Origin of the sequence: Falsiroseomonas sp. E2-1-a20 (assembly GCF_051433195.1) — a bacterium.
Lineage (GTDB): Bacteria > Pseudomonadota > Alphaproteobacteria > Acetobacterales > Acetobacteraceae > Falsiroseomonas.
Genome location: NZ_JBHMFT010000007.1, coordinates 90,125 through 102,961 on the forward strand (window position 1 = coordinate 90,125; position 12,837 = coordinate 102,961).

Consider the following 12,837-nt stretch of genomic DNA (forward strand, 5'->3'; position numbering starts at 1 on the left):
CGTGTAGGGCAACCAGCCCGCTTGCACCCCAACTGCCATAGCGGAGGTGCACCATGCACGATGCCTCGCTGACCGGGAGCGCGGCTCCCGGGCCCACCCGCACCGAAACCGACAGCCTCGGCACCATCGAGATCCCGGCCGACCGCCTCTGGGGCCCGCAGACGGAGCGCGCCCGCCTGCTGTTCCGCATCGGCTTCGAACGCTTCCCGCCCGGGCTGATCCGCGCCGTGGGCCTGCAGAAGCAGGCGGCGGCGGAGGCCAATGCCAGGCTCGGCGAATTGCCACCGGAGATTGCCGCTGCAATCGCCAAGGCGTCGGCCGAGGTCGCGGAGGGCCGGCACGACGCGGAGTTTCCGCTGCCGGTCTGGCAGACGGGGTCCGGCACCCAGACCAATATGAACGCCAACGAGGTGATCTCGAACCTCGCAAACCGGGCGCTGGGCCAGCCGCTCGGCCGCCGCCATCCCGTGCATCCGAACGACCACGTCAACCGCGGCCAATCCTCCAACGACAGCTTCCCGACGGTCATGCATGTGGCGGCGGCGGAGGCGGTGGCGGGGCGGTTGATCCCGGCGCTGGAAGTCCTGCACGCCAGCCTGGCGCGGCGCGCGACGGATTGGGCAGACATCATCAAGATCGGCCGCACCCACATGATGGATGCGGTGCCGGTCACGCTGGGCCAGGAAGCGGCGGCCTGGGCCCGGCAGGTGGAACTCGGCATTGCGCGCCTGCGGGACGCCCTGCCCCGCCTGATGCCCCTGGCGCAGGGCGGCACGGCTGCCGGCACCGGCCTCAACAGCCACCCGCAATTCGGCGAAGCCTTCGCGGCGCGCATGGCCGAGCTCACCGGATTGCCTTTTGCCCGGAACGAGAACCCCTTTGAGGGCATGGGCGCGCATGACGCGCTGGTGGAGCTTTCCGGCGTGCTCAACACCCTCGCCGTGTCCTTCAACAAGATCGGCAACGACGTGCGGCTGCTCGGCAGCGGGCCGCGCGCCGGCTTCGCCGAGCTGGTGATCCCGGCCGATGGCCTGTCCAGCAGCATCATGCCCGGCAAGACCAATCCGACGCAGTCGGAGGCGCTGACGATGGTGGCCGCCCAGGTCATGGGCAACCACGTCACCGTCACCATCGGCGGCGCGCAGGGGCACCTGGAGCTGAACGTCTTCAAGCCCGTCATCATCCAGGCGGTGCTGCAATCCGCCGGCCTGCTGGCGGATGTGGCGGAAAGCTTCGCCCACAACATGGTGGACAAGCTGGAGCCGAACCTGCCCAGGATCGCCGACAGCCTCGGCAAGTCGCTGATGCTGGTCACCGCGCTGAACCCGCGCATCGGCTACGACAAGGCGGTCGCCATCGCCAAGCTGGCCCTGGCCGAGGACATCACGCTGAGGGCCGCGGCGGCGCGGCTCGGCCATGTGTCGGAGGCGGATTTCGACCGCTGGGTACGGCCCGAGGACATGCTGCGGCCCGGCGGCACGCTTGAAGGCGGCGGGTGATACCGAACCCATTGATCGCAACCCGCGCCCGCCGAAGGCGGGCGAGCGGCCGAATGGCCGCCGCGCCAAGTGGCGCGCAGCCAAGCCGGCGAGTGAGGCGGTGATCGGTCACGATCAACGGGATCTGGTATGAGGCATCTGCGGAAGCGCTCGTTCCGGCTCGCCGGCCACCGCACCTCCGTGGCACTGGAGCCGGAATTCTGGGCGGCGCTGGAGGCCCTCGCGGCGGCGCGTGGCCTGAGCCTGGCGGCGCTGGTGGCGGGCGTCGATGCGGCGCGGCCGGACCCGGACCTGCCGCTGGCCAGCGCGCTGCGGGTGCAGGCGCTGCACGCGGCCCGGGCCGGCTGAGCGACGTCAGGCGCGGATCATCAGGGACCGGCCTGGACCAGCGGCGCCAGTCGCCGGCGCAGGCCGTTCGCTTCCTCCGGCGGCAAATGCGCGCAGAGCCGCTCGACCAGGTCCGGCATGTCCCGCGCCTGGCTGGCGGCCTTGCGCACCATCACCGGCGCGATCGGCCCGACGAAGAAGGCGAGCTGTTCCGCGATGCGCGCCGCCTGCGGGGCCGCAAGCTGGAACGCCGCAGGCGGCCTGATGCTGGCGGAGGGCAGATGGCCACCCAGGGTCGGCGGGGACGCCATGGCCCTGGAGACGATGCGCGTCGCCTCGGCATCCGGATCATCCTGCAACGCCTGGCGCAGCGCCTCGGTGAATTCCGGCGCGGAGCCGAAGCGCTGCGTCATGTCCTTCGCCAGGCCGCGCCCGAGAACCCGGCCGATGGCGGTGTCCGACAAATGCTGCAGGTCGGCCGGCTCCGGACCCGCCAGGCGCAGCAGCGTGGCGGACAGGCCGCCGCTGCCGAAGGGCGTCCGGCCGAGCAGGATCTCGTACAGGACGGCCGCGGCGGCAAACAGGTCCGCCCGATGGTCCACGCCCTGCCCAAGAACCTGCTCCGGCGCCATGTAGCCAGGCGAGCCGACCATGCCGCCGAACACGGTCATCGAGGAATCGCCGAGCCGCGCGATGCCGAAATCGGTGATCTTCACCGCGCCACGCGGCGTCAGCATGATGTTGGCCGGCTTGATGTCCCGATGCACCACGCCCGCCGCATGCGCCGCGCCGAGCCCGTCCAGCACCTCCAGCATCGAGCGCATCAGCCCCGGCCCGGTGCCCTCCCGCTCCACCGCCGGACGGCGGAGAAGGGCGGACAGGGTGCAGCCGGGGACATATTCCATGACGATGTAGGGCGCGTTCGGATCGTCGACGAAATCGTAGACATTGACGATGGTGGGGTGCGCGCATTGTGCCGCGGCGCGCACCTCCGTGCGGAAGCGCTGCAGGAATTCGTCGCGGGCGTCCGGCGCCATCAACTCGGCATTGATCACCTTCACCGCCACGGTGCGGTCGATCAGCGGGTCGATCGCACGATACACCCGGCCCATGGCGCCGGCACCCAGCAGTTCCACCGGCTGGTAGCGGCCGAAGGCGGCGGGCAGCGGGGCGGCGTCGCTCATGCGCGATCCCGCGGCATCAGGAGCCCAGCATCCTCACCGCCTGTTCCAGGCTGCGCCGCATGCGGGTGAAGGCGCGGCCGAGTTCGGCGATCTCGTCGCGGCCGGTGGCGGCGAACTCCTCCGTGCTCGCCTGGCCGAGGCTGACGGCGGAGGCGGTTCGGACCATGCGGTCGATCGGGCGCAGGATGACGACATGCAGCAGCAGGTTCAGCGCCAGCATCAGCCCGGCGAAGATCGCCAGCAGCACGGCCATCGCGCTGAGCAGGTTGGCATCGGCGCTGCGCAAGGCCGCGGCCATCGGCACGGAGACCAGCTGCGCGCCCACCGTCTCGTTCATCCGCCAGCCGAAGCCGTTGTTGCTGCCATATGCCGCGACCATGCGCGCGGGCGCCACATCCGGCGTGCTGTGGCAGGTCAGGCAGGCAGCGTCGCGGATGGTGATCGGGCGCGCCAGTGTCAGCACCCGGTTGCCGAGCACGTCACGCTCGCCGAGGGCTTCCGTCAGCGCCGGGTCGTTGCGGAAGCCGTTGATGAAGTCCGCCTCCCAATCCTGCGCCCGGTCGGCGGGATTGGTCGGGTTCAGCGCGGCTTCCTTGTAGGTGTAGTCCGGGTGTTCGGCGCGCACGGCGCGGAAATTGGTCTGCGCGGCGTAGGAGGGCACCGTCAGCGGCGCCACCCAATCCGTCCTCTCCCGCATCACCGCCGGCACGACTTCGCGGATGGTGTAGGTGCGCACGGCGTTGGCGGCGCTCATCATGATGCGGGCGTTCTGCACCACCTCCCGCCGCGCCTGGGTTGCGAATTGCTGCGACAGGAACAGCCAGGCGGCGGCGGCGGCGAGGGCAAAGACTCCCAGCAGGCCGAGATTCAACTTGGTACGGATGCCCATGTTGCGACACTGCACCCAGGCCGGCCGTTCGCCAAGGCCATCGGATCGCAAACGTGCGTTGCAACAACTGGAGTTCCGTCAGAACTTCAGCCCCATGGCGCGGACCATGGCGCTGTCTTCCTCGTAGAATTCGCGGGCATAGCGGCCGTAGCCATCGGCATCCGCATACATCATCGGCATGTTGTAGCGCTCCAGCACCGCGAGGTGTGCCGGGTCGTCCAGCGCCGCCTTGAAGGCATCGTGCAGCACCTGCGCCACCTCCGGGTCCAGGCCGCGTGGCGCAGCGAGGCCGTAGGGGGAGCTGTTGGCGATGTCGATGCCGGCCTCCCGCAGCGTCGGCGCCATGGCGAAGCGCGGCGGGCGCGCCTCGCCCCAGGTGGCCAGCAGGCGCAGGCGGCCATCCAGCACCAACTCGCCCCAGGAACTGCTCTCGGCCGAGACGTCGATCTGCCCGGCGAGCAGCGCCTGGATGTTGTCCGCGCCGCCGCGGAACGGCACATGCACCATCCGCACGCCGCCGGCCATCTGCGCGATGCGCTCCATCGTCACGTCCAGCGTGGCGACGCCGGGGGTGCCGTAGGTAAGCCTTCCCGGATTCGCACGCGCATGGTCGAGCAGCTCGGCCAGCGTCCGAAAGGGTGAATCGGCGCGGACGACGATGCCGAAGGTGTAGCCGACCAGCCGGATCACCCAGGTGAAGTCGGCCATGGGGTCATAGGTCGGCCGCGCCATCATCACCGGAATGCGGAAGATGGAATTCGGCATGACGGACAGCAGGTAGCCATCCGGCCGCGTGCCCTGCGCCAGCGCGGTTGCGCCCATGCTGCCGCCGGCGCCGGGGCGGTTCTCGATCACCACGGGCTGGCCGAGGCGGCGGGACGCACCCTCGCACAGAACGCGCATCTGGATGTCCGTGGTGCCGCCCGGCGGGAAGGGCACGATGACGCGGATCGGCCGGTCCGGGTATCGCGCCTGCCCGAGCGCCGGCGCCGCGACCGTGGCCACGCCCAGCCCCAGCGCGGCGCGCCGGCCCATTGCCGTGTTCGGCATCCCCCTTCCCCCCCCGTGTCAACTCGCCTCCGGCAGCCCCCCGGCCGCGACGACCACGCGCAGATGATGGTCGACATCGCCGAACAGCCCGCCGAGCATCGACAGCCTTTTGAAATAATGCCCTGCCTTGTACTCGTCCGTCACGGCGATTCCGCCGTGCAATTGCACGGCTTCCTTGCCGACTTGGTCGGCCAGCTTCGCGACCAGCGCCTTGGCGGCGGATAGCGCCACATGGCGCGCGGCCGGGTCGGGGTCCTGCACCATCATGGCGGCGTACATCGCCATGCTGCGGGCCTGTTCGGTCGCCACGAGCATGTCCGCGGCGCGGTGCTGCAACGCCTGGAAATTGCCGATGGCCTGGCCGAACTGGGTGCGCTGCTTCAGGTAGTCCACCGTCAGGTCGCGCAGCACCTCCATCGCACCCAGCGCCTCGGCGCAGATCGCCGCCTGCGCCTCGTCCACCACCTGCTCGATCAGCGGCAGCGCGCCGCCTTCCGGGCCGAGCAGCGCGTCGGCGGGCACCGACACATTTTCCAGCACCACCTCCGCCGCGCGCAGCCCGTCCTGCGTCGCATAGCCGCGGCGGGTGACGCCGGGCGTCGCGGGGTCCAGCAGGAACAGGCTGATGCCGTCGCGGTCCCGCCTGTTGCCGGCGGTGCGGGCGGAGACGATCAGGCGCCCCGCGCTGTCGCCATGCAGCACCACGCCCTTGGCGCCGTTCAGCACATAGCCTTCGCCGTCCCGCTTCGCCGTGGTGCCGACATCGAACAGGTCGTGCCGCGCCTGGCGTTCCTGATGCGCGAAGGCCAACGTCAGCGAGCCCTCCGCCACCAGCGGAACCATCGCCTCCCGCTGCGCCATGCTGCCGGCCCGCCGCAGCAGGCCGCCGCCGAGCACGACGGTGGCGAGGTAGGGCTCCACCACCAGGCCGCGGCCGAAATTCTCCAGCACGATCATGGTCTCGAGCGGCCCGCCGCCGAAGCCGCCATCGGCTTCCGCGAAGGGCAGGCCAAGCAGGCCCATCTCCGCGAATTTGGACCAGTTCGCCTCGGACCAGCCGCGCGGCTCCGCGCGATAGGTCTTGCGATGCTCGAAATCGTCATAGGCGTCCGAGACGAGGCGTCGGACGCTGTCGGACAGCATGCGCTGTTCGTCGGTCAGGTCGAAATCCATGAAACCCCACTCATGTCCAAGCCGCCGGCCCCCTCACCCAACCCTCTCCCCCGAGGGGGAGAGGGCTTCGCCTCAAAGTCCCAGGAAGGCCTTGGCGATGATGTTGCGCTGGATCTCGTTCGATCCGCCGTAGATCGACACCTTGCGGTAGTTGAAGAACAGCGGCGCCGCGGCATCCGCCCATTCCGGCCCGACGGAGGGCAGGTTCATCCCCTCCTCCTCCCGGTCCGGGCGCGGCATGGCGTAGGGGCCGGCGACATCGACCAGCAACTGCGTCGCCTGCTGCTGGATCTCGCTGCCCTTGATCTTGAGGATGGAGCTGGAGGGGTCCGGCTTGTCCGCAGCCCGGCTGCCCTGGGCGGCGACGACGCGCATCTGGGTGATCTCCAGCGCCTTCAACTCGATCTCGCTCCACGCCAGCCGGCGGCGGAAATCCGGATCGTCCCAGACCATCCCCTCCCCGGCCGGTGTTTCCTGCGCCAGGCGCTTCACCCGTGCCAGGCGTTCCTTGGTCATGCCGATGCGGGCGATGCCGATGCGCTCGTTGGACAGCAGGAACTTGGCGTAGTCCCAGCCCTTGTTCAGCTCGCCCACCAGGTTTTCCGCCGGCACGCGCACCTCGTCGAAGAACACCTCGTTCACCTCGTGCCCGCCATCGATGGTGATGATGGGGCGCAGCGTGATGCCGGGAGTCTTCATGTCGATCAGGATGAAGGAGATGCCGGCCTGCTTCTTCACCGTCGCATCGGTGCGCACCAGGCAGAAGATCCAGTCGGCGTATTGCCCGAGCGTGGTCCAGGTCTTCTGGCCGTTGACGATGAAGTGGTCGCCGTCCCGCTTCGCGGTGGTCTTCAGCGAGGCGAGGTCGGACCCCGCGCCCGGCTCCGAGAACCCCTGCGCCCACCAGATGTCGAGGTTCGCCGTCGGCGGCAGGAAGCGCTGCTTGTGCGCTTCGGAGCCGAAGGTGGCGATGACGGGGCCGACCATGTTGACGTTGAAGCCGAGCGGCTGCGGCACCGCGGCGGCCTGCAGTTCCTCGATGTAGATGTAGCGCTGCACCGGCGACCAATCCTGCCCACCCCACTGGATCGGCCAGTTCGGCACCGCCAGGCCCTTCGCGTGCAGGATGCGCTGGCTGGTGACGTAGTCCTCCCGGTTCAGGGCGCGCCCCTCGCTGACCTTGCGGCGGATGGCGAGCGGGATCTCGCTGCGGAAGAATTTGCGCAGCTCGTCGCGGAAGGCGATCTCGTCGGGCGTGTAGCGCAGGTCCATCGTTGATCTCCTAGGCCTTGGCCGCTTCTTCGTCGCGCAGCACGCTTGCCAGCAGCTTGCCGGCGGCGCTGCGTGGCAGGGTGTCGCGCAGTTCCAGCGCCGCCGGCATCTCGTGCCGGCCGATGCGGTCCGCCAGAAATGCGCGCAGATCGTCCAGCGTGAAGGGGGCCGCGCCGGGTTTCAGCGAACAGAAGGCCTTCGCCGCCTGGCCGCGGTAGTCGTCCGGCACGCCGATCACCACGCATTCGGCGACGGCGGGGTGTTCGTAGATCGCCTGTTCAATGGCGGCAGGATAGACGTTGAAGCCGCCCGACAGGATCATGTTCTTGCGACGGTCGACCAGGGTGAAGAAGCCCTGCGCATCCATCCAGCCGGTGTCGCCGGTCAGGAACCAGCCATCCGCGAAAGCCGTCGCGTTGTCCGCCGGGCGGTTCCAGTAGCCGGAGAAGACGTTGGGGCCGCGGATCGCGATCTCGCCGATCTCGCCCACCGGCATGCCACGGGTCGGCTCAGCCAGCGCCACGATGCGCATCTCGATCCCCGGCAGCGGCAGGCCGATGATGCCGGCACGCACCGGGCCGCCGGGCGGGATGCGCGTGCCGGCGGGGCAGGTTTCCGTCATCCCCCAGCCGCCGCCGATGCGCAGGCCCAGGATGCGCTCCACCCGCTGCTGCACCTCCTGCGGCATCGGCGCACCGCCGGAACTGCATTGCCGCAGCGAGGACAGGTCGCGCTGCTCGATGCCCGGGACGCCGGCGATTCCGATCCACATGGTCGGCACGCCGGAGAAGGTGGTGATGCGCAGCCGCTCCACCTCCTCCACCCACTGCGCCGCATCGAAGCGCATCCGCAGGTGGCACAGCGCGCCCTCCGCGAATTGCCGCAGCAGCACCGCCGTCAGCGCGAAGATGTGGAACAATGGCAGCAGCACCAGCACGCGCGCGGTGCCCTCGGGCAGCGAGGTGTTGTCGCGCCATGCCTTGTAGATGGAGACGGCGGTGGTCAGGTTGCCATGCGTCAGCATCGCGCCCTTCGGCGTGCCGGTGGTGCCGCCGGTATATTGCAGCAGCGCCAGATCATCCGGCGACAGGGCGGGCCAGGTGGCGGGCGGATCGGCCTCGGGCAGCGGCGCGAAATCATGCGCCGCATCCTCCCCGCCCCAGCGCGCTTCCGGCGCCAGCAGCACCTCCCGCACCGCGCCCTCGTCGCGCAACCAGGCCGCGTTGCTGACCAGCGCCGGCAGGCCGGTGGTGATCAGCAGCGTCGCGCCGGAATCCTGCGCCTTGTGCGCGAGTTCCCGCTTCGCATCGAGCGCCGAGAAATGCACCACCCGCGCCCCGGTGCGCAGCGCGGCGAAGAAGCACAGCGGGTGCCAGGGCGTGTTCGGCAGGTACAGCGCCACGCAATCGCCGCGCCCGATGCCGCGCGCCATCAGCCCCGCCGCGATACGGTCCGACAGGGCCCGCATCTGTGCGTAGCTCAGCACATGGCCGCGATATTCCAGCGCCGGCTTGTCTGTGAAACGCGCGCACACCTCGTCCAGGAAGCCCGGCAGCGTGCCGCGCGCGATCGGCGCGTCCCAACGGCATTCCGGCGGGTAGGAAGCCTCCCAGGCGTGCATCTCAGCCGGCCTTTAGGCCCGCGAAGCTGCCGCCCTCGGCGGCGAGGCGGGCCAGTAGCGGCGACGGCAGCAGGCTGTCGTCGCCGGTCTGCTGCGCGAACTCCGCCAGGCGCGCCACCACATGCAGCAGGCCGACGCTGTCCGCATAATGCATCGGCCCGCCGCGCCAGGCCGGCCAGTTGTAGCCATGCAGCCAGACCACATCGATGTCGCCCGGGCGCGCGGCGATGCCTTCCTCCAGGATTCGCGCGCCTTCGTTCACCATCGGCAGCACCAGGCGATCCAGGATTTCCGCCTGCCCGATCTCGCGCTGCTCGACGCCTTCCTGCGCGGCGACACGACGGATCAGCGCGGTGACCTCCGAGTCCGGCACGCCGGTGCGGGCGCCGTCCGGGTACAGATAGTACCCCTTCTGCGTCTTCTGGCCGAGCCGTTCCGCCTCCACCAGCGCATCCGCGACCGGCGCGCGCTTGCCCGTCGCACGGCGGATGCGCCAGCCGATGTCGAGGCCCGCGAGGTCGGACATCGCGAAGGGGCCCATCCGGAACCCGAAATCGACCAGCGCCTTGTCCACCTGCTCCGGCGTCGCGCCTTCCAGCAGCAGGCGCTCCGCCTGCTGCGTGCGGCGCGACAGCATGCGATTGCCGACGAAGCCGTAGCAGACGCCCACCACCACCGGCACTTTCGCGAGTTTGCGGCCGATCTCGGCGGCCGTCGCCAGCGCTTCCGGCGAGGTGTCCCGCCCCCGCACAACTTCCAGCAGCTTCATCACGTTGGCGGGAGAGAAGAAGTGCATCCCCAGCACGTCCTGCGGACGCGAAGTCGCAGCCGCCATCTCGTCGATGTCGAGGTAGGAGGTGTTGGTGGCCAGGATGGTGCCCGGCTTCGTGACGCGGTCGAGATGCGCGAAGACCTGCTTCTTCAGGCCCATCTCCTCGAACACCGCCTCGACCACCAGGTCGGCCTCGGCGGTGGCGTCCAGCCCCACCGCACCCTCGATCAGCGCCAGGCGTTCGTCGCGCTTCGCCGGCGCCAGGCTGCCGCGCTTGACGCTGCTCTCATAGGTGCCGCGGATGCGCTCCATGCCGCGGGCTAGCGCCGCCTCGTCGGTCTCGATCACCCGGACCGGGATGCCGGCATTGGCAAAGCACATGGCGATGCCGGCGCCCATCGTGCCGCTGCCGAGCACCGCGGCGCGCGCCACCGGCCGCGGCTGCGTGCCGGCGGGCAGGCCGGCGATGCGCGCCGCCTCGCGTTCCGCGAAGAACACGTGCCGCAGCGCCTTGCTGCGCGGGTCGTCGAGCAGGCGCAGGAAGGCCTCGCGCTCGAAGGCCACAGCCTCCGCGAAGGGCATCTCGAACGCCGCGCGGACGCAGGCGATGCAGTCGGCGACCTGCGGTTCCGTTGTCGCCCGCTTCGCCAGCGCGGCGGCTTCCTTCTCGAAATCCTCCCGCGAGCCGAGCCCCTCATCCCGCTGCGACACCGGCTTGGGCTTGGGCCGCCCGAGCCATTCGCGCGCCGCCGCCAGCAGGTCCCCGGCCACCACGGTATCGGCCAGGCCCGAGGCCACCGCGGCCTCCGCATCCAGTGGATCGCCGACAACCATCAGCCGCAGCGCCGCCGCGGCCCCCATCAGACGCGGCGCCCGCTGCGTGCCGCCGGAGCCCGGCAGCAGGCCCAGCTTCACTTCCGGCAGCCCGAGTTTCGCGCGCGGCCCGATCACCCGCCAGGAACAGGCCATCGCCACTTCGAGCCCGCCGCCCAGCGCCGCCGCCTGGATCGCCGCCACCACCGGTTTCGCCGCGCCATCCAGCGCCGCCACCAACTCCGCCAGCGTGGGTGAGGCCGGCGGCTTGCCGAATTCGGAAATGTCGGCGCCGGCGATGAAGGTGCGGCCCTCGGCCGCGATCACAAGCCCGCGAATGGCCGGGTCGGCCTCCGCCCGCTGCACCGCCCGAAACAGGCCGGCGCGCAGCGCGGCGGACAGAGCGTTGACGGGAGGGTTGCCGATGGTCGCCACCGCAACGCCATCCACCACATCGAACCGCACCGGATCGGCCATGCGCCTGTCCCCTCCACCTTTGCCGCATCCTGTCCGCCATCGCCACCGGATGGTCAAGGCGCGCCCGGCGGCTCGATTGACCCCCCGGAGCCCCCGCGCCTAGCCTCCGCGCGTCGCCAGAAGAACGACACGGAGGAACCAAAGCCATGCATCGCCGCTCACTGTTTCGAGCAGGGGCCGGGGTCATCTCGGCCGGGACCATGGGGGCCACGCTCGCCCGCCCTGCCCTCGCCCAGCCGGCCCGCGCCGCCACGCTGCGCTTCGTGCCACAGGCGAATTTGACGGCGCTGGACCCGATCTGGACCAGCGCCATCGTCACCCAGATGCACGGCTACCACGTGTTCGACACGCTCTACGCCATGGACGCGCAGTTGCGGCCCCAGCCGCAGATGGCGCAGGGACACGAGGTCTCGGCCGATGGCCGCGTGTGGCGCATCACGCTGCGGGACGGATTGCGCTTCCATGATGGCGAGCCGGTGCGCGCACGGGACTGCGCCGCCTCCCTCGCCCGCTGGTCGAAGCGCGACCCCTTCGGGCAGATCCTCGCGGCCTCGGTGGATGAATGGCGCGCGGCGGAGGACCGGGTGCTGGAGATCCGCCTGAAGCGGCCCTTCCCACTGCTGCTGGAGGCGCTGGCCAAGCCCGACGCCAACGTGCCCTTCATCATGCCGGAACGCCTGGCGACGACGGATGCCAGCACGCAGATCTCGGAGGTGATGGGCAGCGGCCCCTACCGTTTCGTGCCTGGCGAGTTCGTCTCCGGCAGCCGCGTGGTCTATGCGAAGAACGAAGCCTATGTGCCCCGCCAGGAACCGGCGAGCGGTGCCTCCGGCGGCAAGGTGGCGCATTTCCCGCGCATCGAGTGGCACATCCTGCCGGACCCCGCGACCGCCGCCGCGGCGTTGCAGGCCGGCGAGGTGGATTGGCTCGACCAGCCACTGTCCGACCTGATCCCGACCCTCGTGCGCAACCGCAACATCAAGGTGGAGGTGCTGAACGAGGCCGGCATCCTGTCCATCATGCGGCTGAACCATTTGCAGGCGCCCTTCAACAACCTGAAGGTGCGCCAGGCGGTGGCGCTGGCGGTGAACCAGGAGGACTACATGCGCTCGACGCTCGGCGACGACCGCAGCGTCTGGCGCACCTGCCGCAGCCTGTTCCCCTGCGGCACGCCCTACGGCGTCGAGGACCTGTCCGAGCTCAACGCGCCGCCGCGCAACCTGGACCGCGCCCGCGCGGCGCTGCAGGCCAGCGGCTACAACAACGAGAAGGTGGTGATCATCAGCCCCACCGACTTCCCGCTGATCGGTCCGCACGGCCATGTCACCGCGGATGCGCTGCGCCGCATCGGCTTCAACGTGGAGCTGGTGGAGACCGACTGGGGCACCGTGGTGCAGCGCCGCGTGCGGCAGGAGCCGGTGGAGCGCGGCGGCTGGTCCATCTTCCACACCTATGGCAGCTCGCTCGCCTACCTCAACCCGGCGGTGTCCTCGCTGGTGAAGGGACCGGGCGCGCAGGGCTGGTTCGGCTGGTATGACAGCCCACGCGCACAGGAGTTGGTGCAGAATTGGCTGGATGCGCCGGATGCGGCGCGGCAGCAGGCGCTGGCGAACGAGATCAACAAGCTGGCGCAGGATGACGTGGCGACCATCCCGCTCGGCCAGTTCACCATCCGCAGCGCCTGGCGCACCAATATCACCGGGCATGTGAAGGGCAGCATGCCCTACCCCTGGGGCGTGCGCCCGGTGTGACTTGAAAGC

General features: G+C 70.2%; 10 protein-coding genes. 3 read left to right on the forward strand and 7 right to left on the reverse strand.

Annotated elements, in window-relative coordinates:
* The first annotated feature begins 53 nt into the window (after positions 1–53).
* Together ACFHPP_RS11060 and ACFHPP_RS11065 are read left to right on the forward strand one after the other, a co-directional pair.
* Positions 54–1,499: a class II fumarate hydratase gene (locus ACFHPP_RS11060; RefSeq protein ID WP_437163323.1), complete on the forward strand. Its 1,446-nt coding sequence runs from the start codon at positions 54–56 to the stop codon at positions 1,497–1,499.
* Between the two features lie 129 nt (positions 1,500–1,628).
* Complete coding sequence (locus ACFHPP_RS11065; protein WP_437163324.1) at positions 1,629–1,847, forward strand: ribbon-helix-helix domain-containing protein; 219 nt, start codon at positions 1,629–1,631, stop codon at positions 1,845–1,847.
* 20 nt (positions 1,848–1,867) lie between these two features.
* On the opposite strand, the gene ACFHPP_RS11070 is transcribed toward ACFHPP_RS11065, so the two are convergent.
* The 7 genes from ACFHPP_RS11070 to ACFHPP_RS11100 all read right to left on the reverse strand — a co-directional run bounded on the left by ACFHPP_RS11070 (position 1,868) and on the right by ACFHPP_RS11100 (position 11,077).
* Positions 1,868–3,010, reverse strand: a complete 1,143-nt coding sequence (locus ACFHPP_RS11070; protein WP_437163325.1) for a serine/threonine-protein kinase — start codon at positions 3,008–3,010, stop codon at positions 1,868–1,870.
* A gap of 16 nt (positions 3,011–3,026) precedes the next feature.
* Positions 3,027–3,899: a c-type heme family protein gene (locus tag ACFHPP_RS11075; RefSeq protein WP_437163326.1), complete on the reverse strand. Its 873-nt coding sequence runs from the start codon at positions 3,897–3,899 to the stop codon at positions 3,027–3,029.
* A 78-nt stretch (positions 3,900–3,977) separates the two neighbouring features.
* Positions 3,978–4,949, reverse strand: coding sequence for a tripartite tricarboxylate transporter substrate binding protein (locus tag ACFHPP_RS11080; RefSeq protein WP_437163327.1), 972 nt, complete (start codon positions 4,947–4,949; stop codon positions 3,978–3,980).
* 18 nt (positions 4,950–4,967) lie between these two features.
* Positions 4,968–6,122, reverse strand: a complete 1,155-nt coding sequence (locus ACFHPP_RS11085) for an acyl-CoA dehydrogenase family protein (protein ID WP_437163328.1) — start codon at positions 6,120–6,122, stop codon at positions 4,968–4,970.
* Between the two features lie 72 nt (positions 6,123–6,194).
* Complete coding sequence (locus tag ACFHPP_RS11090; protein ID WP_437163329.1) at positions 6,195–7,394, reverse strand: acyl-CoA dehydrogenase family protein; 1,200 nt, start codon at positions 7,392–7,394, stop codon at positions 6,195–6,197.
* A 10-nt stretch (positions 7,395–7,404) separates the two neighbouring features.
* Positions 7,405–9,015 (reverse strand): AMP-binding protein, encoded by a 1,611-nt coding sequence (locus ACFHPP_RS11095; protein ID WP_437163330.1) that lies wholly within the window; start codon positions 9,013–9,015, stop codon positions 7,405–7,407.
* Position 9,016: 1 nt separating this feature from the next.
* Positions 9,017–11,077: a 3-hydroxyacyl-CoA dehydrogenase NAD-binding domain-containing protein gene (locus ACFHPP_RS11100; RefSeq protein WP_437163331.1), complete on the reverse strand. Its 2,061-nt coding sequence runs from the start codon at positions 11,075–11,077 to the stop codon at positions 9,017–9,019.
* A gap of 146 nt (positions 11,078–11,223) precedes the next feature.
* On the opposite strand from ACFHPP_RS11100, the gene ACFHPP_RS11105 reads away from it, so the two are divergent.
* Positions 11,224–12,828, forward strand: a complete 1,605-nt coding sequence (locus tag ACFHPP_RS11105) for an ABC transporter substrate-binding protein (RefSeq protein ID WP_437163332.1) — start codon at positions 11,224–11,226, stop codon at positions 12,826–12,828.
* The last annotated feature ends 9 nt before the right edge of the window (positions 12,829–12,837 follow it).

Coding starts and splice junctions, on each gene's coding strand:
- ACFHPP_RS11060 (WP_437163323.1), top strand. CDS start 54: ATGCACGATGCCTCGCTGACCGGGAGCGCGGCTCCCGGGCCCACCCGC.
- ACFHPP_RS11065 (WP_437163324.1), top strand. CDS start 1,629: ATGAGGCATCTGCGGAAGCGCTCGTTCCGGCTCGCCGGCCACCGCACC.
- ACFHPP_RS11070 (WP_437163325.1), bottom strand. CDS start 3,010: ATGAGCGACGCCGCCCCGCTGCCCGCCGCCTTCGGCCGCTACCAGCCG.
- ACFHPP_RS11075 (WP_437163326.1), bottom strand. CDS start 3,899: ATGGGCATCCGTACCAAGTTGAATCTCGGCCTGCTGGGAGTCTTTGCC.
- ACFHPP_RS11080 (WP_437163327.1), bottom strand. CDS start 4,949: ATGCCGAACACGGCAATGGGCCGGCGCGCCGCGCTGGGGCTGGGCGTG.
- ACFHPP_RS11085 (WP_437163328.1), bottom strand. CDS start 6,122: ATGGATTTCGACCTGACCGACGAACAGCGCATGCTGTCCGACAGCGTC.
- ACFHPP_RS11090 (WP_437163329.1), bottom strand. CDS start 7,394: ATGGACCTGCGCTACACGCCCGACGAGATCGCCTTCCGCGACGAGCTG.
- ACFHPP_RS11095 (WP_437163330.1), bottom strand. CDS start 9,015: ATGCACGCCTGGGAGGCTTCCTACCCGCCGGAATGCCGTTGGGACGCG.
- ACFHPP_RS11100 (WP_437163331.1), bottom strand. CDS start 11,077: ATGGCCGATCCGGTGCGGTTCGATGTGGTGGATGGCGTTGCGGTGGCG.
- ACFHPP_RS11105 (WP_437163332.1), top strand. CDS start 11,224: ATGCATCGCCGCTCACTGTTTCGAGCAGGGGCCGGGGTCATCTCGGCC.